The 20,033-nt window shown below is 41.3% G+C and carries 19 protein-coding genes and 1 rRNA gene; 14 read left to right on the top strand and 6 right to left on the bottom strand.

Features of this window, described 5'->3' with window-relative positions:
* Positions 1-87: 87 nt before the first annotated feature.
* Entirely contained in the window at positions 88-861 is a 774-nt protein-coding gene (locus tag GNF10_RS05085) for an ABC transporter permease (RefSeq protein ID WP_185584152.1), read from the bottom strand.
* 289 nt (positions 862-1,150) lie between these two features.
* Here GNF10_RS05085 and GNF10_RS05080 point away from each other — a divergent pair, with 289 nt between their 5' ends.
* The 4 genes from GNF10_RS05080 to GNF10_RS05065 all read left to right on the top strand — a co-directional run bounded on the left by GNF10_RS05080 (position 1,151) and on the right by GNF10_RS05065 (position 6,153).
* On the top strand, positions 1,151-1,480 hold the full coding sequence (locus tag GNF10_RS05080) for a hypothetical protein (protein WP_185584150.1): 330 nt from the start codon (positions 1,151-1,153) through the stop codon (positions 1,478-1,480).
* A 581-nt stretch (positions 1,481-2,061) separates the two neighbouring features.
* Positions 2,062-3,489, top strand: a complete 1,428-nt coding sequence (locus tag GNF10_RS05075) for a hypothetical protein (RefSeq protein WP_185584148.1) — start codon at positions 2,062-2,064, stop codon at positions 3,487-3,489.
* Positions 3,490-4,181: 692 nt separating this feature from the next.
* Positions 4,182-5,600 (top strand): DUF3370 domain-containing protein, encoded by a 1,419-nt coding sequence (locus GNF10_RS05070; RefSeq protein ID WP_185584146.1) that lies wholly within the window; start codon positions 4,182-4,184, stop codon positions 5,598-5,600.
* Between the two features lie 148 nt (positions 5,601-5,748).
* On the top strand, positions 5,749-6,153 hold the full coding sequence (locus tag GNF10_RS05065; protein ID WP_185584144.1) for a response regulator: 405 nt from the start codon (positions 5,749-5,751) through the stop codon (positions 6,151-6,153).
* Positions 6,154-6,214: 61 nt separating this feature from the next.
* On the opposite strand, the gene GNF10_RS05060 is transcribed toward GNF10_RS05065, so the two are convergent.
* Positions 6,215-7,363 carry an alanine--glyoxylate aminotransferase family protein gene (locus GNF10_RS05060; RefSeq protein ID WP_185584142.1) on the bottom strand — a complete coding sequence of 383 codons (1,149 nt, stop codon included), beginning with the start codon at positions 7,361-7,363 and terminating at the stop codon, positions 6,215-6,217.
* Positions 7,364-7,527: 164 nt separating this feature from the next.
* On the opposite strand from GNF10_RS05060, the gene GNF10_RS05055 reads away from it, so the two are divergent.
* The 4 genes from GNF10_RS05055 to GNF10_RS05040 all read left to right on the top strand — a co-directional run bounded on the left by GNF10_RS05055 (position 7,528) and on the right by GNF10_RS05040 (position 10,041).
* Entirely contained in the window at positions 7,528-7,917 is a 390-nt protein-coding gene (locus tag GNF10_RS05055) for a DUF1499 domain-containing protein (protein ID WP_185584191.1), read from the top strand.
* Positions 7,918-8,243: 326 nt separating this feature from the next.
* Positions 8,244-8,912, top strand: coding sequence for a DUF1345 domain-containing protein (locus GNF10_RS05050; RefSeq protein WP_185584140.1), 669 nt, complete (start codon positions 8,244-8,246; stop codon positions 8,910-8,912).
* Positions 8,913-9,026: 114 nt separating this feature from the next.
* Positions 9,027-9,272, top strand: a complete 246-nt coding sequence (locus tag GNF10_RS05045; RefSeq protein WP_185584137.1) for a ChaB family protein — start codon at positions 9,027-9,029, stop codon at positions 9,270-9,272.
* Positions 9,273-9,465: 193 nt separating this feature from the next.
* Positions 9,466-10,041, top strand: a complete 576-nt coding sequence (locus GNF10_RS05040) for a GNAT family N-acetyltransferase (RefSeq protein WP_185581176.1) — start codon at positions 9,466-9,468, stop codon at positions 10,039-10,041.
* Between the two features lie 97 nt (positions 10,042-10,138).
* On the opposite strand, the gene GNF10_RS05035 is transcribed toward GNF10_RS05040, so the two are convergent.
* Together GNF10_RS05035 and GNF10_RS05030 are read right to left on the bottom strand one after the other, a co-directional pair.
* The gene (locus tag GNF10_RS05035; protein WP_185581175.1) at positions 10,139-10,306 is read right to left on the bottom strand and encodes a hypothetical protein; all 168 of its coding nucleotides are present in this window, start codon (positions 10,304-10,306) and stop codon (positions 10,139-10,141) included.
* Between the two features lie 161 nt (positions 10,307-10,467).
* Positions 10,468-12,882 (bottom strand): ATP-dependent helicase, encoded by a 2,415-nt coding sequence (locus tag GNF10_RS05030; protein WP_185581174.1) that lies wholly within the window; start codon positions 12,880-12,882, stop codon positions 10,468-10,470.
* 123 nt (positions 12,883-13,005) lie between these two features.
* On the opposite strand from GNF10_RS05030, the gene GNF10_RS05025 reads away from it, so the two are divergent.
* Positions 13,006-14,235 carry an ATP-binding protein gene (locus tag GNF10_RS05025; RefSeq protein WP_185581173.1) on the top strand — a complete coding sequence of 410 codons (1,230 nt, stop codon included), beginning with the start codon at positions 13,006-13,008 and terminating at the stop codon, positions 14,233-14,235.
* Positions 14,236-14,290: 55 nt separating this feature from the next.
* On the opposite strand, the gene GNF10_RS05020 is transcribed toward GNF10_RS05025, so the two are convergent.
* A complete protein-coding gene (locus GNF10_RS05020; protein WP_185581172.1) occupies positions 14,291-15,379 on the bottom strand; it encodes a RuBisCO accumulation factor 1 in 1,089 nt (362 codons plus the stop codon).
* 393 nt (positions 15,380-15,772) lie between these two features.
* Between GNF10_RS05020 and GNF10_RS38370 the strand changes: the two genes are divergently transcribed.
* The 4 genes from GNF10_RS38370 (at position 15,773) to GNF10_RS05005 (ending at position 19,271) form a co-directional block, all read left to right on the top strand.
* On the top strand, positions 15,773-15,898 hold the full coding sequence (locus GNF10_RS38370) for a hypothetical protein (RefSeq protein ID WP_260446136.1): 126 nt from the start codon (positions 15,773-15,775) through the stop codon (positions 15,896-15,898).
* 111 nt (positions 15,899-16,009) lie between these two features.
* On the top strand, positions 16,010-16,966 hold the full coding sequence (locus tag GNF10_RS05015) for a response regulator (protein ID WP_185581171.1): 957 nt from the start codon (positions 16,010-16,012) through the stop codon (positions 16,964-16,966).
* A gap of 84 nt (positions 16,967-17,050) precedes the next feature.
* Positions 17,051-17,764, top strand: coding sequence for a bifunctional demethylmenaquinone methyltransferase/2-methoxy-6-polyprenyl-1,4-benzoquinol methylase UbiE (gene ubiE, locus GNF10_RS05010; protein ID WP_185581170.1), 714 nt, complete (start codon positions 17,051-17,053; stop codon positions 17,762-17,764).
* A 271-nt stretch (positions 17,765-18,035) separates the two neighbouring features.
* On the top strand, positions 18,036-19,271 hold the full coding sequence (locus tag GNF10_RS05005; protein ID WP_185581169.1) for a DUF445 domain-containing protein: 1,236 nt from the start codon (positions 18,036-18,038) through the stop codon (positions 19,269-19,271).
* A gap of 240 nt (positions 19,272-19,511) precedes the next feature.
* Here GNF10_RS05005 and GNF10_RS38365 read toward each other — a convergent pair whose 3' ends face one another.
* Positions 19,512-19,640: a glycine--tRNA ligase subunit alpha gene (locus GNF10_RS38365; RefSeq protein ID WP_311774106.1), complete on the bottom strand. Its 129-nt coding sequence runs from the start codon at positions 19,638-19,640 to the stop codon at positions 19,512-19,514.
* Positions 19,641-19,956: 316 nt separating this feature from the next.
* On the opposite strand from GNF10_RS38365, the gene GNF10_RS04995 reads away from it, so the two are divergent.
* A 16S ribosomal RNA gene (locus GNF10_RS04995) occupies positions 19,957-20,033 on the top strand; the annotation flags it as partial.

Here is a 20,033-nt window from a genome sequence, read left to right as displayed (position 1 = left end):
AGAAGGCAGGAGGAAAACTGTACTTCCCTATGGACTCTATGCGAATAGACAAGCTCTGTTACCACTAATTTTCCTGCCCTGCCCCCTTCAAAATGCAGGCTGGTCAAATAGTAGTAGAGAAAGGAAAAAATCCATGATAAAAATGGATACCCAACTAGTAACAACTGCCTTTGTTGCCGATTCTCCTACTTCCTTAGCTCCCCCCTTAGTAGTTAAACCCCAACTACAGCCGATGACAGCAACCAGCAAACCAAAAATAAACCCTTTTAACAAAATAATAAACAAATCTGATGGGTCTAAAAAATTTCTGACTGATTCTAAAAATGTTTCAGGAATAATTTTGTAAAAGTATGATCCGGCAAAAACTCCGCCGATAATCCCAGTAACTAAAGCCAAAATCGTCATCAAAGGCACCATCAAACAACAAGCAATTACTCTAGGAAGTACTAGATAATCAATGGGATCAGTTTTGAGCATATAAAGTGCATCAATTTGCTCAGTTACCCGCATTGCACCTATTTCTGCTGCAAAAGCAGAACCCACTTGTCCTGCCATAATACTAGCGGTTAAAATTGGAGCTAATTCTCTACAAAAAGCTAAGGCAAAAGCCCCTCCCACAGCATTTTCAGCCCCAAATTGCACTAATTCTCTTGCCGTCTGAATAGTAAAAATCATTCCTGCAAAACCGCTAACCAGCAGAACTGGAGAGATAGAACCGGGCCCAGCAGTTACCAGATGTTGCATAATTTTGCGGTAGTAAGTTTTTCCCTGAATAAAATGTAGCCACACTTGACCGAAAAGCAGCACTGCCGCACAACAGCGTGCAATCTGAGATTGCTCAAAATTTGTTTTTAGTCGCAATTTTATCGTCCTTAAGACTGGCTTTTTCTTGCAAATTATTGTTATATCAATTCTTCAAAATAAGACTACAGACAAAAATGCTGGAAACCCAGCTAGATGTAATCTGGCTTTCTCAGTTACGTAGATGCACGAAGTCCGGCTTCCCGCAAGATATTACGAATTGGTCTTAGGGTATGGTACATGAACACCATCAAGTTTGAGACTTTTCTGCTCAATACAAATTGTCTATAGGACTCTCCTATAGCTGGTATTTTATTTTTACGGAGTTCCTAATGTTAAATAATTTTTTATGAACAGGATAAAAGTAGGAATATTTACGTTGCTATTGATACTAAGCTTGTCCGTAGCACATCCAGCTTTTGCATCAGTGTGTCGCAATTACGATTTCTACAACGGGCTACGCCAACACCACCAGATTTGCATTCTCAGCATCAACCGAAGTGCTAAAAACTATTGGGAATACAAAGCAACCGTTAGTGTAGATGGAGTAAAAAGACCCACCGAGGTTTACAATTGCCGGGAACGAGTCAAGGTTCAACAAGGTGGGGCTGTTTTGCCCTTTGAGCAAAAAGACCCTGGTGAAATGATATGTAGCTTTTTTAATTCTTCTCGGCGGTAAACACGCGCCAGATAATAAATACCGTCAAACCTAGATAGGCAAATACCGTTAACCATTCTTGCCAGCTACCAAATCCATTATTCATCAGCAAAAGCCGGAAAATCAATATTTATCAATCCTACACTCTGGCGCTACCAGTCGGTTGCCGCTTGGAAGAGAAAGGAAGACTACTCAAAAATTTTTAGCTAATTTTCCGAAATCGATAACAGTCAAGCGGTATCCCTAATCAGAGCATCGATTTTATACTGAACTTCTATAACTAACCTTTGGGCAATATAGCCCCATGTTTCCACTCAAAAACCCGGCCATCATGACCGGGTTTTTGATGTTGAGATAATTAGGCTTAGGGATGATTAATAGAAAGATGTAGACTCAATAAGACTTGTAACAGGCTAACGCAGAACTACAGAGAACACAGATAAATAAGAATTTGAGCAATTTTTTGTGTAAGTTCTCAGTTACCGTTGAGCAATTCAGCAGCACTTATTGAAAATATCTGCGTATTAAATAAAACTATTATTCAGAAACTTTTAAGCAAATTTATCGGTCTGGTTCTTCAAATTCTGCAATAAATTTAGCCAATGTCATCTTCTGCTCAAGGTATTCCCGGATTACCCGATTTGACGCATCCGATTGAGCTTGTTCAATTTGGAACCCAGGCGCTCAAAGCTTCACTGTTATTAGTATTTTTGATCGTAGCTTTGGGAGTTGCGATCGCACTGATAAGTTTTTCTCTCCGTCGCAGCCAGCCGGAACAGCTTATATTCATCGGTGAATGGGCTGTTGGCTATTCTCAACTGTTGCGCGGATTACAGCATTTAACTCTAGTATTAGTTCTCTTAGTACCAGGATTTTTTCTCTGTTCAACTTTAAGCAATCGCTACCACTATTGGGAACAGGCAAAGGTAGCTCAAGTGGCTGAAAGTGTGGCAGGTGAAAAGCTCGAACAACTTGCCCCGCAAGTGCGCTACACCATTCAGGAGCCATACTCATATAACACTCAAGTCGGTAACAAAATAGTCAAAGTAAATGAGACAAGACAAATTAACCGCTTTTTGAGCTTGGCTGGTTCGCAAATTCAAGTCAAGCTTGACCAAAGCGTAGATGTTCCAGGGCGTAGCTCAATTTATCGGGCAGATTATACTGCCGATTATAAAGTAGTTAACAAACTCAAGGATATTAATAATTTTTTCTTTGAAGCACCGCCACCTAACGGCTACACACTTCTTTCTAGCTATAAAATCGAGCGTGACGGGACAAGATTGCAACAAATCAATCCAGAAGATTATGGTTTTCCCTTTCGGCTGCAACCAGGAGAAGAAACTACCTTTAAAGTCACCTACCAGGCTAGAGGCGGGCCTCGCTGGGTTTATAGTGCAGGGGGACAGATTTTATCTAACTTCCGCCTCATAGCAATTGCTAACTTTGCTCCGGCTAATTTTGCCAGTGGTATTGAACCTGACGATATTAAATCTGACGGACGTAGTACGCAATTTACTTGGAAATTTGACGAGAATGTTTCAGTCAAAAATCCATTCGGAGTGTTTACCAACACCGAACCGATTCGTCATACGGGGGTAATTCCGCGTCTTTTATTGCTAGCACCAGCAATATTTTTGTGGTGGATATTGTTGTTGTATTTATCACTACCAATGAGTTTCAGAAATGTTGCGATCGCTGGTAGTATTTTCTTTGCTTGTCTATTGGTTTTGACCTATTTGGCTCGTGTCATCAATGCTCAGTTGGCTTGGACTTTAATTTCCATCATCTTACTGTTTTTGACATGGGGATTGGGAGCCAGTCGCAGTGCTTCTTTGGCTGCTATTATCTGCACTATTGCTGGAGCAGTATTACCAATTTTTGGATTATTAGTACCATTTAGCGGCCTCACTCTCAGCCTAGCGGGTTTGCTTTCAGCCGTTTGGCTAGCAGTTCGTCACTGGTATGGCTGGTACAGTTTGCATCCACAAGACCAAAGATTGCAGGCTCAGAAAAATGCTAAAGATTAGTAGATTTCGCTATGATTAGCAAAGTTTTAGCACATAGCATTTATGGATAACGATTTACTGGCTTTCTTTGCGGGTGCTGGGTTACTCATCCTCTATCTCATTTTTTCTGCATTGACTGAAATGGGAACTAAACTACCTTGGAAGAAATAAGCTGATAGGACGATAAAGTTGCGAAAAATTTACGTTTTTCAACCTTATTGGGCTTGGAATAAGGGATAAATATCCTTTAGGCTGAGTTAATATACTTATTTTTCGAGAGCAAGCCAAATGCGCGATCCACAAAAGAACCAGATTAAAGTCGAGCCGGCAACCCTCGTATTAATTGTGTCCCTTCTAATACTTTTGCCTCTACTGTTTGTTGGTTTTTTCTCGCAGTGAGTTAGTAAAGGATAATCAACAGATATATATTTTCCCGACGTTGTTCACGAAATGCGAATGAGTCGGATTTTATTTTGCCGTGTTATTTTAATCCAATCTCGTGAATCGCTACTGGTAAAATTTTGGGGTTTTCGAAAGAGACGCGATAAATCGCCGTCTCTACAAGTGTTTTGGTATTATCTGAACTCTTGACGGAGAAAGGCTGGCGCGTCTATGAGAATTTTTACAACTCAAATAAGATTGCGATCGCATTCTCAGAAATTTCCTTAAATTAACTTGTAATTATAACTACACCTTGATTGACGATCAAATTGATGCTAGCCAAATTACCACTACCTGTATTCACACTTCTATTAGGACTTGCCATAACTCAAACCTTTGGATGCACAGTAGATAAAAAGAATTCAGCGATCGCTCAAACTTCACCAAAGCCAGCACCCCAAGAAATCGTCCAACCAGGAGAAGTTCGATCTCTACCAGGTAAGTTGGATACAATACCCGTTTTTAACAGCAATAGCCCAGAGTGGGTTAAAACTGAGGGTATTTTACTTTCCACCTTTCCTACAAACGATAAAAAAGTTCCAGCAGCACACCTCAATTTTCCTTTTCAGGGACGCTTTGACTTATTCGCGCACCACTACAGCCACACTCCCAAGGATTTACAAACGCTATATTTGGGCGTAATTGTGTATAACCCTGGTAAAAAACCTGTAACAGTAGATGTGTTACAAGCAGCGAGTTATTTGATGCAAGATGCGCCATTTGTTACCTTACCACCCTACGTAGAAAATAACGATGGTAAAGCTTATTCCGGGCCAGGCGATCGCGCTGTTGGTGATGTACTCCGAGGTGTTCGACAAGCTGATTTCCCCACAAAGCTGATAATTCCCCCAGGGCAAAGCCGGATGTTACTAAATCATCCGATTCCTGTACGAAATCTAGAAAAGCCTGTGAATGGGCGTTCTAGCTTTATGCGGTTGCGTAGTAGCGATCGAGTTTATGCGGCAAGTTTAGCAATGTTTGCCAAGAAAAATTCTGATAATACAGAACGCCCACCAACTCTTGCAGAATGGCAAGCTTTACTAGATAACGGGAACTTCGCCGGGCCGCGAGATAAAACCCCGACTCCTCCAAATACTACCAGTGGCGCACTAATTTATGGGCGTGTAGCTGGTGTTTCACAAGGTTCCCAATGGCAAGCAAAGTTGCTGGATAATCCCCAAAGCACAAATCTGACTATTCCCCAACGCGGCAAAGCTATTTCTTATGTTTTAGACACATTGCGGAGTGGTCGATTGGGTACTCAACAAATCCAAACGGCCAAAATGCTAGTACGTTATCCAGATACGGCTTATGAAGCACATGGTAATTATGGGGTGGAATATAAACTTACCTTACCTTTAAGCAACAATACCAACCAAAATCAAACCGTGACTGTGACTTTAGAAACGCCTTTGAAGGAAGATAAATTATCCCAAGGTGGTTTACGTTTTAGGAAACCATCCTTAGATTTTCCTTTCTTCCGTGGTACGCTGCGGCTACGTTACTTCGATGACCAAGGTGAACAAAAGACGCGTTATGTACATCTATGGCACAGAACTGGTCAGGTGTTAGAACCATTGGTAAAGCTTGTACTTCCACCTGCCACTAAGCGGATAGTACAGGTAGATGTGATTTATCCGCCAGATTCGACACCACCCCAAGTACTGAGTGTAAGAACTTTAGACAAGTGAGGAGTTAGTTCACAATTCGTAATTTGTAATTACGAATGATTAATTACTTTAGGGATAGGTATCTGACTTTTTAAGCCATGTAGGAAAGACCATAAAGACATTTTCAAAATGGGGATTTAAACCCTTAATTTACGATAAAATTTCATTTATGGAACCTTCTGGAACTCTTGCTGGTTTAGATATTCTGGTAATTGAGGATGATAATGATACTCGCTTTTTCATCACTACTGTGTTGGAAATGGATGGAGCAAAAGTTATACCAGTAATATCGGCGGATGCGGCACACAAGGTATTATCCGAATTACAGCCCGATGTTTTAATTTCTGATATTGGGTTGCCTGGAGAGGATGGCTACACTTTCATCCGCAAATTCCGTGCGCTCAAATCAAACAATTGTGGACGAGTCCCAGCTATTGCTTTAACAGCTTATGCTGATGCTGAGGCTCGTATCCGTGCCTTGGAAGGTGGCTTTGACACTCATGTATCTAAACCAATTGATCCAGACGAACTAGTTGAGATAGTAGCCAACTTGGTTGCTTCTTGTAATTGGTAATAATTGTAGTGCCAGATTAAGTGCGTTAAGCTACTGTTAGCGCACTATTTTCACCCAAAAATTATTTAGGTAAAACCTGCCGCAGTGCTGCTAAAAGTTGGTCAGCACTTTCCTTTCGACTATTAAAGCCCATCAATCCGACACGCCAAACTTTACCCGCTAGTTCGCCAAGACCACCGCCAATTTCAATATTATATTCATTGAGTAACTGCCGTGCGATCGCTTTCCCATCTACTCCTGCTGGAATGCGGACAGTGGTAAGCGTTGGTAGTCTATACTCTTGTTCCACGTGCATACTCAGTCCTAAATTCTCCAACCCTTCCCAGAGATACTCCACGTTTTTCTGATGACGTTGCCAGGAGTTGGCTAACCCCTCTTCTGAAAGCAAACGCAGTGCTTCCCGCAATGCATAATATAAATTAATGGGTGCTGTATGGTGATAGGTGCGTTCAGCCCCCCAATACTTACCCAGTAACAACATATCCAAATACCAGTTTGCAACCTTACTTTGGCGCTGTTGCAATTTCTCAACTGCACGCGCACTCATCGTAAAAGGCGAAGCACCAGGCGGGCAACCTAACCCTTTTTGGCTACAACTATAGGCTAAGTCAACTCCCCAAGCATCCAAAAACAACGGAACGCCACCCAAACTTGTCACAGTATCCACTAGCAGCAAAGTGCCAAATTCATTGCACAAATCAGCAACTCCTTCTAACGGTTGCCGTGCGCCGGTGGAAGTTTCGGCATGAACTAGAGCTAAAATAGTTGGGCGATGAGTTTCTAGGGCTGTTTTGAGTTCATCAAGGTTAAAGACTTGTCCCCAAGGCTTGGTAATGGTTCGTACATCAGCACCATAACGTCCAGCCATATCTACAAGGCGATTACCAAAATAACCAGCCACACCAATCAAAACTATATCACCAGGTTCAACAGCATTAGCGATCGTTGCTTCCATTGCAGCTGTTCCCGTACCACTAACTGCAATGGTGAGTGGGTTTTCTGTTTGCCATACGTAGCGTAGCAACGACTGAATTTCATCCATGAGGGCGAGAAAAGCTGGGTCAAGATGCCCAACTGGTGAAGTATTCATCGCTTGGAGAACTGTGGGATGGGCATTGGATGGCCCAGGCCCTAACAGTAGGCGGGATGGGATTTCTAGCGGTGTGAGTTGCAAACGCCCGGAGTCGTTGATTGAAATTGTTTGCGTCATAATCTGTCTTCGCCTAGACGATACTTACCGAATCATAGAGCGAACGCATCACTGATGTTTTAAGGAATCTGTCATTTGCCAGAAGATGCGATCGCGGGAAAGCATTACAGTGGTTCAAGTAAATGTGTGAGAGTATAGTTATTTACTTACCTGGAGACGTAATTATGGTTTTTGCTGGCAAACGACCGAATAATTTAGGTGTTAGCAACGGTAAATTAGCATCCTGTCCTAATTCTCCTAACTGTGTTTCTAGTCAGAGTACAGATGTAGCCCACAAAATTGCACCATTGACTTTTACATCTACTCCAGAAGAAGCAATTAATAATCTTAAACAAATTATTCAGTCTTTACCAAGAACTCAAATCATTACCGAAAGCCAAGATTATTTGTATGCAGAATTTAAAAGTGCTTTACTGGGATTTGTGGATGATGTAGAGTTTTATCTAGACCGAAATGCCAATGCGATCCAAGTGCGTTCCGCTTCACGCTTAGGTCAAAGCGATTTGGGTGTTAATCGTCAACGAATAGAAACGATTAGAGGCAAGTTGAAATAATTCGTAATTCGTAATTCGTAATTCGTAATTAGTTGAGTACTATAGAGGTTCTCGTTGGGGTGCAATACATTTTAACCTCTCTCCTAAAAGGCTACGGTGTACACACAAGTTGGAAATAGTAGTTTGTCAAGGAATAATTGAGGAGTAGATTCTTTGTAGAGACGGCGATTTATCGCGTCTCTCTAGCGTGTCAGTCTTTCAGACGCGATGAATTGCGTCTCTACATGAGGGCTTTCTGGATCTTACTTGTGTTTACACCGTAGCCTTTTAAGAGAGATTACAAATTAATTAAATTTAACTGGATAACATCTGCGATCGCAATATTTGTGAAACTTAACTTATTTAAAAACTTTGACCCTCGACCCAGACTTATAATTGCTGTCGCACTCGCTGTATTAATTTCAGTAATACTTCCCCGTTGGCTGCACTTAGCAACTCGCACTCTCTGCGCTTGGAATTTTGGTGCTGACTTTTTCTTAGCCGTAACTTGGTGGAAAATGATCGAGGCTACACCAGAAAAAATTCGCCGTTATGCGGAGAGTGAATATGAAGGACATTTGGCTATATTCATGCTAGTGATAGCTGCGGCTTGTGCGAGTGTTTTAGCCATTGGGTTTTTGCTAACTGATAAAAAAGAGTTGTCAACAATTCTGCTTATTCTACATGTCATACTTGCAATTATAACCATTGTCGGTTCCTGGCTATTAGTGCATACAATGTTTGCAGTGCAATATGCACACAGTTATTACAAATATATTAATCGTAATCATAGTGAAGAAATTACCGCAGGTTTAGATTTTCCTAATAACGACTCTCCAGACTATTGGGAATTTTTATATTATTCGTTTGTAATTGGCATGACAAGCCAAGTTTCAGATGTGGAGACGAGATCGCACGAGATGAGACGCTTGACTTTGTTACATAGCATATTATCATTCTTTTTCAATACCACCATTTTAGCCATGAGTATCAATATCATTGCATCGCTGATTTAAAATTGTCTGACTCAGCCAAAAGTATGATTATTTACTTCTATTCTTCTAGAAAGAGGAAATCATACTGCAAGTTTTTTAGTATGAACTTAAGTTGAAATAATTGGAGATAAGTTTATGGCTGATAAAACAATAAATGAATTGCCCAATGATATTAGAGAGCAGTTGCCTGAACACGCACAGCAGATTTTTCTAGCTGCATTTAATGCTGCTCAAAGTAATGGTTCAAATGAAGAGGGTGCGCGTGAAATTGCTTGGAATAGTGTGAAGAATGAATACGAACCAGGCAGCGATGGCAAATGGCAGAGAAAGGCTGAAGACACTGCTATACATAATAAAGCTGTTACGTCTGGTGGTAATTGAGTAAATTTAAGCTCATCATAGGTATCTTTTGGTAGAGATAAGGCAAAATTCAAGGGAATTCCATTTTTACAAAGCGGGCATGGAATTCCCTTTTGCTTTTTCATATTTGCTTTTTCATAATTTTTAGAAAACAATAAACATTTTGAACAAACTATAATTGTTTAAATACGGTCTAGAAAAATCTACACAGGATATGTTAATTCAACAAGACGAAATAACTATTCGTCTAATGCAAGATGAAATCTATGATTATGAGTTGATAGCAAAATGGTTAACTGATGCACAAGTTTTGGAATTTTATGAAGGAAGAGATAATCCTTTTCCTTTAGAAAGAATTATAGAAACTTACAAACCTATGATCGAGGGAAATGATCCGGTTGTTCCGTGCGTGTTCTACTATCAAAATATTCCCATTGGTTATTTGCAGTATTGTGCGCTCAATGACTTATCCCAAACTGACAGGCGATTGTATCATCTCGAACATACTGATTATGTCTACGGAATTGATTTGTTCATAGGCGAAACCGACTATTGGAACAAGGGAATTGGTACAAAAATCCTGTCAGCAATTATCACCTATCTTTTTGAACATCTGCAAGCTCATAAAATTGTCATAGACCCGCATGTTGACAATCCTCGCGCCATTCGCTGCTATGAAAAATGTGGTTTTGTGAAATTAAAGTTATTGCCGGCACATGAACTGCATGAAGGGAAATACTCTGATTGTTGGCTTATGGCAATAGACCGAAAAAATTCGTTGCACCCCTAATTTAAAATGGTTTCTTAGTTAATGCCCAATCAAATACTGGGAGTTGCACAGAAGTCAACATGATAACCGTAATTTGGCATAAAATTATGTCAATAAATTAACTCGCATGTTCCCAATCACTGAGTAATTCATGCTGTTGTACTGTTTTCTTGCATTGGCGGAATGGTGCTTTGGGGCTACCAATATTCATGCCAGGAAAAGACTGTTTTTTCGTTTTGGTGGGTCTATTTACTATTGTGGTGGAACTGATTTGTTGGGTTTTCATTGATAAATATATTTCTGATTAAAAGCTGAACACCAATGTATAACACCAATTTTGAAATGGCAAATTCCACAAGAGATAATTTATTTTATACAGATATTCTGGGATGCTGCGATCGCTAATCACTTTAAATTTCTTCAATTTCTTAAAAATTTTGATCGCCTTTATTTAGCCATTACCGCTAAATTCGCCACACATTCAGGAAATTGGCGCTTTAATGCTGGGAATACTGGGCAAGGCGCTTGTTCTTGTAAATTATCTGGTTTACTCCAAGTAAATGGAGCTTTCTGCGCTGCTGACATCCATACCAGACGTTTGGCCCGTGTCATCGCAACGTAGAGTAAACGGTACTCCTCAGATATTTTCAAGTGCTTTGCTTGTTCCCATGCTTGCGTAACATCTGGTATGGTGGATTCTCCGTGGAGAGCAGCACGAATTTGGGCGCGGGCTACTTCTGATAAGGTAAAATCACCTAAAAACTGGCTTTGGGGAGGAACCCAAAATCTACCAGGAATCAAGTTTTCGTGGAGAAATGGAAGAAATACATAGTCCCAATCTAGCCCTTTGGCTTTGTGCATGGTAATAATGGTCAGTTGACCGCGACGAGTGTAACGTTCTTCCGAATCTTCGGTTTCCACTGGTTCAAACCTTTCGGAACTGACGATTTCACTTAAAGCTGACAGCATTCCCCCCATTGAACTATTGCCAGCTATCTGCTGATTTACCCGTTCTGCAAGTTTGTCAGCAGTTGCTAATTCTGCCTGGTCGTAATTTAAGGTCAAGGCAAGAAAGGAAATTAGCTGATACAGGGGCAATTCCAAGCGGGCGCGAAGTAAATTGCGACACAAGCGTGCAGCCTTTTGGACTGTTTCTGTCTGGGGTGCTGCTAGGGGGCCAGGATACAAAAATTCTTCTGGTAGACTAGCAAGGGCGTTGAGGTCTTGAGTAGGAATTAATTGGCGCTGTACTAATGCTTCCAAGGCGGCTTTGAGGTAATCGGGGGAGTGAGGGCGATCGCAAAATTGCAGCAATGCTAAAATCTCTTGAGGAACATGAGAACGGCGATCGCGTTCTCCCACATCGTAGAGTGTAATATTATGCTCTTTGCATACAGGTGCTAGAGCCTCTGATAGCCATCTTCCTTGGCGATTTTCTCGCACTAAAATCGCTGCACTATTTTGTGTTGGGTCTTCACCAAATAACTCAATTACTCTTTGAGATAACAATTCAACGGTGTGATGAATATCACGTGGTGTATAAAGTTCTAATCCCCGTCCTATAGGTGCTGGGTTGGCGTTCTTTTGTGGATCGCCAGTTTCAACAGGGCGAATTGTCTGCAAGCGAAATGGTACTTGTCGGTTGTCAGGAATCTGTTGTCCGTTATTCGTTTTTGCTAAAGATTGATTATTGATCCATTTGAGGGCAAAGTTAGCAGCTTCAATGATAATTCTAGTACTGCGACCGGCTTGATCCATCGTTGCCAATCGTTCAATGCGATCGCACTCTTCGCAAAATTGCCGGAAATAAATCGGATCGGCTGGGGTAAAGGTAGAGTTAATTGCTTGGTTGGGGTCGCCGACTCGGACTAGATTGAGTGAGGTGTGAGGAGCCAGGATTGAGGATTTATCACCTTTGTACCCATCACTCGCCAAAATTTCTAACAGTTGCGTCTGTAGGGGACTAGAATCTTGGGCTTCATCTTCAAAGACGGCGAAAACTTGGTTTTGCTCAATGCGACGGGCGCTGTCGTTTTCTAAAACGCGCAGTGCGGCTAAAATCATATCGTCGTAATCGATGAAGTCACGCGATCGCATTAAGTTTTGATATTGTTCATACAATCCCGCCGCTACGCTCAAAATTGTATATTCATCTGTGGTTTGTTTACTCCACTCCCGCAGTTTTTCTGGTGATATCCCCGAACTTTTGGCTTCATGAATTACCGTATTCGCCAATTCCGGTAATACTTCTGTTCGTAGCACCGATTGGCGACGCAATCTTTCTGTCTCTTCTCCATCAAATTGATGACCTTCTAATAACCGCAAATATATTCCTGGATTATTTGCAATCCATTGCTCTACGGCTGTTCGGATAAAACGGTGGCTTTGGGTCGGTGTAATTAATGTGACATTTTCTAACTGCAAACCGGATAAATCAGAATGGCGGCTAGCAATATTCAACGCTAGACCATGTAGGGTATAGACAAAGAATCCAGTCTGAGGGAGAGATAAATCATCTCGTAAGAATTTGCGGATCTTCGCTTTAATATTGGCAGCAGCAGAGCGAGTAAAGGTGACGACTACCAAATGACGACGCGAGGATGGGCGCGACTGGGCATAACGTTCATATTGACGCGCGATTGCGATCGCCGCCGCCGCCGCCATCCCAGTAGATTTGCCTGCACCAGGAACGGCAGAAATAGCCAAAGGGCCAGATCCCCAGTCAGCCATTTGTTGTTGTCCAGGGCGTAGACTATTACGAATTGCGAGAATCTTCTCCCCCAGGTTAGAAACAGGCGATCGCTCAGACAATTCTGAATGGAGTGATTGAGCTATTGGAGTAGTAAATTTAGAGTCTGACATATCAAACTTTATATTTGGAAGAATAATTCTTTAAGCCGGAATTCGCAATTCAGCCATCTTAATGTTAGATTAGCTTAATTTGATATCTTTCTAAGCTCTAACTAACCAGAAAAATAAATAAAGATGAAAATTCAAAAAATAATTACACAAGGTCTTAGCTTATCTAATAATGCTATTTCCTATCATGTTAGTCAGGAGCTAGCAGCTATTTATCCTAAAAAAGCATTGTTAGAAAGTAATGATAGTTCTTTCAATTTAGAAAAGTACGCTGAGGCAAATTTCTGCAAAATTAAACATGATAATCATATCCATAACCAGATACTTACTGGTTGGAATGGCATGTATAACGAGATTTATAAATATAATGAAAATGCCAGATTTCAAGTTTCATGGCAAGGAAATAAACTTGATGTCGTCTTAATGAGTTGGAATGAAGGTTATTGTAAAACTCGTTATTCTTGGATTTTGGCAGATAGTTCAGAAGTAGCTGAAAACTTTTTCGCCGCAGTTTGTGAGTGGAACTCAGAAATTCGTGATGAACTGTTAGTTTTTGAAGATGGTTACTGGGATAAAAATCCCGAACTTTTTCAATCTATTCAAGACTCAACTTTTGAGAATCTAGTTTTGCATAAAACCCTTAAACAAGATATTCAAGATGACCTAATAAACTTCTTTGCCTCCCGCGAAACTTACGCAAATTACAGTGTTCCTTGGAAACGTGGCATTTTATTTATTGGCTCACCAGGAAATGGAAAAACGCATACGGTGAAAGCATTAATTAATCAAATGCAGCAGCCTTGCTTGTACGTTAAAAGCTTTAAGTCTGAGTATGCTACTGATAGCGACAATATCCGTAAAGTATTCAAACAAGCACGGCAATCTGCCCCTTGTGTTTTGGTATTAGAAGATATTGACTCTCTATTGAATGATGAAAACCGCTCTTTCTTTTTGAATGAGCTTGATGGGTTTGCCTCTAATCAAGGAATTGTGACTATTGCAACCACTAATCATCCAGAACGTTTAGATTCAGCAATTAGCGATCGCCCCAGCCGCTTTGATCGGAAATATCATTTTGATCTGCCAGCGTTTCCCGAACGAGAAACCTACATCACATTGTGGAATGATAAATTAAACAGTGGAATGGGATTATCTGAGGAGGTTGTAAGTCAGATGGCTGCATTGACAGAAGGCTTTTCTTTTGCCTACCTCAAAGAATTATTTCTCTCGTCAATGATTAGTTGGATGGGAGCAATGGAAACTGGGGGACTAGAGAAAATCATGATTTCTCAAGTTGCAATTCTGCGAGAACAAATGGGCAGCACAACTGTTATCAGTAAAGATTTAGAAAATTAACACGAAATTTTATCGAAACAGAATTCAGAATTCTGAATTCTGAATTCTTCTGCAATTATTCGTCAATCTGCCAGGAATCCTTAGTTAATTCTTCATCCAGAATTTTCTTAGGACGCACAATGATAATAATTTGTCCTAGTAAAGGAATTTCTGGCTCAGTTTCAAACCACTGAAAATCTAATTCACCACCCTTTTCAACAACAAAATAGCTAGAGGCATCCCATTCTCGTTTGGCACGATCTATCACAACTACGACGGGCCCGACTTGGCTTTGGGTTTGGATGGGAAAGCGATCGCTATTCGCTAAAATCACTACTGGATCTTCTGCCGCCAATAGCACTTGCCATCCTGGTAATGGAACCCAAGCTTGCTCTCCAGAAAACTTAACCAGACGAAATGGTTCAATTTCTGTCAATATCGGCACAGCTTGCAAATCTTGCCGTGATAATGGCAACTCACCTACTACGGGCAAAATTCGGGGTAATTGTTCTTCGAATTCCAGGCGGTAAAAGGGTAAAATTGGCGCTGGACGCTGGGGAACGGTAGTAAAATCAGTCAGTAGGTGTTCGATTTTTTGCCTTGCTGCTGGCGTGTGAGCAAAACGTAAACCTTTGGCGATCAGGCGCGATCGCTGTTGTAAATCTGCATTTTGGCGTGCCAGTTTCCAAACTTGATGAGCAACAGCATCTCCAGGATGGGCAGAAAACCCTTCTGGCAAAGTGCGGTAATAAGAGAACTCTTTAAGTGCTTTTGCTATATCCCGTGCCTCATCAGCATCAACATTATGGAAAAAGATCAGTTCGGCAGCGGCGGCGCGTTCTTCTTGGGTGAGCAAACGGAGTTCGTATAAAACATCACTGCCGCGTGTGGCATAGTGCGATCGCGTTTCTTCCGATACTCCAGAGTTTTCCAAAGAATTGTAAACTTGAGAACCAACAACTACCTGATTTTGTTGAATTGGCTCAAATCCAGTCGCCTCAAAAATTTCTTGGGGGTTGTAACCGGTTTTTAGCAACGAGGCGATCGCCGTTCCCCATTCCACCCAGTTGCCTTGTTTTTGCCTCAGTCTTCGTAGTAACTCTTGTGCTACATCGTTAGTAGCATTGTCTTCGGGATTCTGAGCGTTGGGTGGTAGATCAGTCATAATCGGGATGCGAGCTTCAACTTGAGAGGATGATTAACACCTCATGAGCAAGTCTTATTCTAATCTATAGAATTACCCAGACCTACTGCCTTGAGTTTAGAAAAAGCCAGGAGGTTGGAATTTCAACCCATATAATTATAAGCCCTTCTACAAGTAACACTACGCACATCTGTGCGCCTCTACTGCGTGTTGTATCCAAAGGAGATTTATAAACCTACCTTAATCTATGCAAAACTTTAGCTGAAACCCTAATTTTCTTCTTAGAGCAATTCATGTAGACGCAAAGTGATGAGCTAGTCCGATGGACGGGTTCGCCAGCATCAAGGAACTGGCGTTAGCGTAGCCCTGGGCGTAGAATTTCCCACAGGGTATTAGCCCCTACCGCGTGTAGTTTTGCGTCAGCCCTACTATGATGAAAATCGCCATAGTGACGCTGATTTAGTTGGTTCTTCTGGTGCGGTCTTTCCTAATTCAGATATTTTGGCAGGTAATTTTTCTCTGTATAGCTCACTGTTATAGTTTTAAAATATGCAAAATAGCTCCGTATAAACCCTTGGCAATTTTTAGCTATTCTCAACTAAGCTTGGTATGGAATATAACAAGATAGTGAATATTTAAAGGAAATATCTTATGGATAATCCCAGTGTCGAAATTGATAAAGTCCAATATCAAGTAATGACTCTCGAACGGCCAAAAAAGCTGAAAATATTGGTAGTTGACGATGAGCCAGATAATCTCGATCTCCTTTATCGCACCTTTCGACGCGACTTTAATGTTCTGAAAGCTGATAGTGGAGTGAACGCTCTACAAGTTTTGGCAGCAGAAGGGGAGGTAGCTGTGATTATCTCCGATCAACGGATGCCAGAAATGAAAGGAACTGAATTTCTGAGCAAAACTGTACCTCAGTTTCCCGATACGGTGAGGATAATTCTCACTGGATTTACTGATATTGAAGACTTGGTAGAGGCAATTAATGCTGGACAAGTCTACAAATATATCACCAAGCCTTGGGACCCAGGAGAACTCAAGGCAGTGGTGCAAAGAGCAGCAGAAACCTACGACTTGCTCAAGCAACGTACAGAAGAATTACGCCGCGCTCATGCTCAAATGGCGCTGCTGAGTGTTTTGGTGCAGGTAACTCAAGCAGCTTCTAGTTTAGAGGAAACTCTCGCTCCAATCGCTAAGGCTGTGAGTGATACTTTTGGGACAGAAGGCTGTATCTTACAACTTACAGATGGAAATACTCTGATTGCAACTCAAGGAACTTACAGCGATACAGGTAAAATAGAGAATTGGCTATCTCTTGATCCACTAACAACGCAAGCGATCGCCACTGGGCAAATGCAAGTTTCTTTAAATATACCTAAAGACACTAAACTAATTGATGCTACTCACTACCAAAATACTGGTGTGCAAGCACATTTAGTTATCCCAATTAGCTACCATAATCAACTTTTGGGCGTATTATCGCTACAGTGGAAACAACCTTGCACTTTGCGGGAAGATGAATTAATGCTAATTAATTTATCAGCACAACTGGTAGCGATCGCTCTGACTAGCAGTGGATACCATCAAACCATTGTGTAGTTGTCATTTGTCCTTTGTCATTTGTCTTTTACCCTTGGCAAATGACGAATGACTAATGACCAATGACCAATGAATTATTGACCAATGACTAACGAAGTTCAATCCATTTTTAACCGTATTGCTCCAGTTTATGACCAATTGAACGATTGGTTGAGTTTGGGACAGCATCGAATTTGGAAGGAAATGGCAGTTAAATGGAGTGCAGCTAAATCGGGTGATACTGCATTAGATTTGTGCTGCGGTAGTGGCGATCTAGCTTTACGTTTGGCAAGGCGCGTGGGAGCTACAGGATATGTATATGGAGTGGACTTTTCCTGCAACCTACTAGAAACTGCTAAAGAACGTTCCCAAAAACAATACCCTCAACCTGCGTTGGCTTTGCCCGCCGTAGGCATCGCCTGGGTAGAAGCAGATGTACTAAATTTACCCTTTGACGACAACCAATTTGATGCCGCAACAATGGGCTATGGTTTAAGGAATGTTAAAGATATTCCTCGCAGTCTCCAAGAGTTATACCGTGTTTTGAAACCGGGTGCTAAAGCTGCAATTTTGGACTTTCATCGACCGAGCAATCCTCAGTTACGTGCCTTTCAGCAGTTGTATCTGGATAGTTTCGTGGTGCCAGTTGCCAATTATTTAGGGTTAAAAGAAGAATATGCTTACATCAGTCCCAGCTTAGACCGCTTTCCCATAGGCCAAGAGCAAATAGAGTTAGCGCGTCAAGTTGGTTTTGCTCTTGCCACACACTACCCCATTGCGAACGGTATGATGGGAGTGCTGGTAGTCAGCAAATTTTAGATTTTAGATTTGGGATAGCGTGGCGTAAAGCCTTCTCTTCTCTTTCAGAGACGCTAACGCGAACGAGAGGCTTTGCCAATGGCATAGATTCGCTTAGAGCGAGTCTGCGAACGTCTTTTAGATTGGGGACTGCGGAGTAGGTAATGGCTAATGGAAAATCGTTAGTAGTTAGTGGAAAAACAACTTATAACTAATAACCGCCAATTACCAATCCCCAATCCCTAATTTCTAATCTAGAATTCACAATCCAAAATCCAAAATCCAAAATCCTGTGGACTGGTCTCATCTTTGGCTTTATGTGTCTCCCCCGGTACTGGGTGGAATTATTGGCTATTTCACAAATGATATAGCCATCAAAATGTTGTTCCGTCCTTACAAAGCAATTTACATTGCTGGACGAAGAGTACCCTTCACGCCTGGCTTGATTCCCCGCAACCAGGAACGTCTAGCTCTGAACATTTCCAAGACCATTATGGGGTCACTGTTGACACCACAAGAATTACAAAATTTGGCGCGGCGTTTGTTGCAAACAGAACGCGTGCAAGCAGCAATTCTCTGGCTGTTGCGTTTGGCGATTGAACAAATCAACACAGAAAAAAACGAGAAAAGTGCCAAAATTGTCGCGGGAATTTTGCGAGATTTGCTAGGGGAATCCTTACCTCGGTTACTCAAGGTTTTAGCGCGACGTGAAGACTTTTTGGAAGCGCAAATCAATCAGATTTTTGACCAGATATTGCTGGAATTTCAACTGAGTGAAGAACAAGCGACAAGGCTTGCTGATTGGTTGTTAGAAGTAGTTTTACCACCGGATATGCTGCGCCAAGCGATAGTTGATTTTTTGACCGATCGCACGATTCAAATTATTGATGAAGGGTTCCGCGAAAAAACCAGTGGTACTTATTGGGTTGTAGCAAATTTGTTTGGCTTACGTAACACTCTTACACGGCTACGAACTTTTTGCTTAGATGAGAAAGAAGCTACCAATAATCGTTTGCAGGAATTGACTCAAGATTTGCAAATACGCGATCGCATCAGGAAATTCCTGCAAAATTTATCATTACAAAACTTGCCGATGGGTACGGTGCGCCAACTGCGAAAGACCACCCGCGAAAGTGTCCGCCATTACCTCCAAAACAGTGGCAGCGATTTTTTACAAGGATTAACTGATTCTGTTGATTGGGAAAATATTGCTGTAGTGCTACTGAATCGTCTTAGTACTTCACCGGTTGTCAGTACTTCTTTAGAAGTGATGAGTCAAGAGTTGGCTCTAATTTTAGACAAGTATTTGGAAAAAGATTTAGAAATAATTGTGGCACAGGCAATTCCGATTTTATCGATAGATCAAGTGATAGTTGACCGCGTGAAATCAACTTCACCTGCGGATCTAGAAGCTGCTATCGAGGGAATTGTCAAAAATGAATTGCAAGCCATTGTGACTTTAGGTGGTGTTTTAGGTTTTGTTATCGGCTTATTGCAGACAGTATTTTTAATATTAAGTCAATATTAATTTTTGTCAGATCATAGCTGTAAGCTGCCCAAATTCTGAAATGAGTGAAATTGAGCGATCGGCTTTTGGCAAGAGATATGAGTTATCAATACCCAAGCAAAGGGCATACTACTTGTATAAATTTATATTATTAAATCGGTGCCACAAGGTTAAGTACAGATGGATGCCATCAATATATATATAGTGCTTTTTCAAAAATGAAACAGTAATCCTAATACTCCGGCAACTATCTACAACTATCTATCTATTATTTAGATGCACCACCTGCATTACTACATTAGATATATCAATATCGTAGGGCTGGGCAATGAGACAACCGCGCTCACCCCAGAACTGATGCAACAAAGCTATAACCGATTGAAAATTCACACTTCCCCCTTATTACTCGACACAGTGCATAAACCATTGTTGCCTAGAAGCCTGTACGGTGGGGAGTTAGAGGGGACAGAAAAGCAGTCCAAAAGAATTTTGGAAAAAATAGTTGACACAAGGAGTTGTGTTCGCTATATTGAATAAGTGCCTGAAGCGGAGAGCTTAAAAGCGACTCGCGAAAAGGGATACTGAACCTTGAAAATATTATAGTTTGAAAGCAATAATACAGCAAGTGTGTTGCGTCAAGAAAATAAGATAACTAAGCTGAAGTTAAAAAAGAGCAGCTAAATTGAGCTATAAAGCTTTCCAAATTAAAACGGAGAGTTTGATCCTGGCTCAGGATGAACGCTGGCGGTATGCTTAACACATGCAAGTCGAACGGTGTCTTCG

This window comes from Nostoc sp. UCD121 (genome assembly GCF_014222285.1).
Taxonomy (GTDB): Bacteria; Cyanobacteriota; Cyanobacteriia; order Cyanobacteriales; family Nostocaceae; genus Nostoc.
Note: the sequence above shows the minus strand (reverse complement) of the source record. Positions and strands in the feature narration are given on the sequence as shown.

Coding starts and splice junctions, on each gene's coding strand:
- GNF10_RS05040 (WP_185581176.1), top strand. CDS start 9,466: ATGTTAATTCAACAAGACGAAATAACTATTCGTCTAATGCAAGATGAA.
- GNF10_RS05075 (WP_185584148.1), top strand. CDS start 2,062: ATGTCATCTTCTGCTCAAGGTATTCCCGGATTACCCGATTTGACGCAT.
- GNF10_RS05015 (WP_185581171.1), top strand. CDS start 16,010: ATGGATAATCCCAGTGTCGAAATTGATAAAGTCCAATATCAAGTAATG.
- GNF10_RS05025 (WP_185581173.1), top strand. CDS start 13,006: ATGAAAATTCAAAAAATAATTACACAAGGTCTTAGCTTATCTAATAAT.
- GNF10_RS05045 (WP_185584137.1), top strand. CDS start 9,027: ATGGCTGATAAAACAATAAATGAATTGCCCAATGATATTAGAGAGCAG.
- GNF10_RS05060 (WP_185584142.1), bottom strand. CDS start 7,363: ATGACGCAAACAATTTCAATCAACGACTCCGGGCGTTTGCAACTCACA.
- GNF10_RS05070 (WP_185584146.1), top strand. CDS start 4,182: ATGCTAGCCAAATTACCACTACCTGTATTCACACTTCTATTAGGACTT.
- GNF10_RS05065 (WP_185584144.1), top strand. CDS start 5,749: ATGGAACCTTCTGGAACTCTTGCTGGTTTAGATATTCTGGTAATTGAG.
- GNF10_RS05080 (WP_185584150.1), top strand. CDS start 1,151: ATGAACAGGATAAAAGTAGGAATATTTACGTTGCTATTGATACTAAGC.
- GNF10_RS05020 (WP_185581172.1), bottom strand. CDS start 15,379: ATGACTGATCTACCACCCAACGCTCAGAATCCCGAAGACAATGCTACT.
- GNF10_RS05035 (WP_185581175.1), bottom strand. CDS start 10,306: ATGAAAACCCAACAAATCAGTTCCACCACAATAGTAAATAGACCCACC.
- GNF10_RS05030 (WP_185581174.1), bottom strand. CDS start 12,882: ATGTCAGACTCTAAATTTACTACTCCAATAGCTCAATCACTCCATTCA.
- ubiE (WP_185581170.1), top strand. CDS start 17,051: ATGACTAACGAAGTTCAATCCATTTTTAACCGTATTGCTCCAGTTTAT.
- GNF10_RS05055 (WP_185584191.1), top strand. CDS start 7,528: ATGGTTTTTGCTGGCAAACGACCGAATAATTTAGGTGTTAGCAACGGT.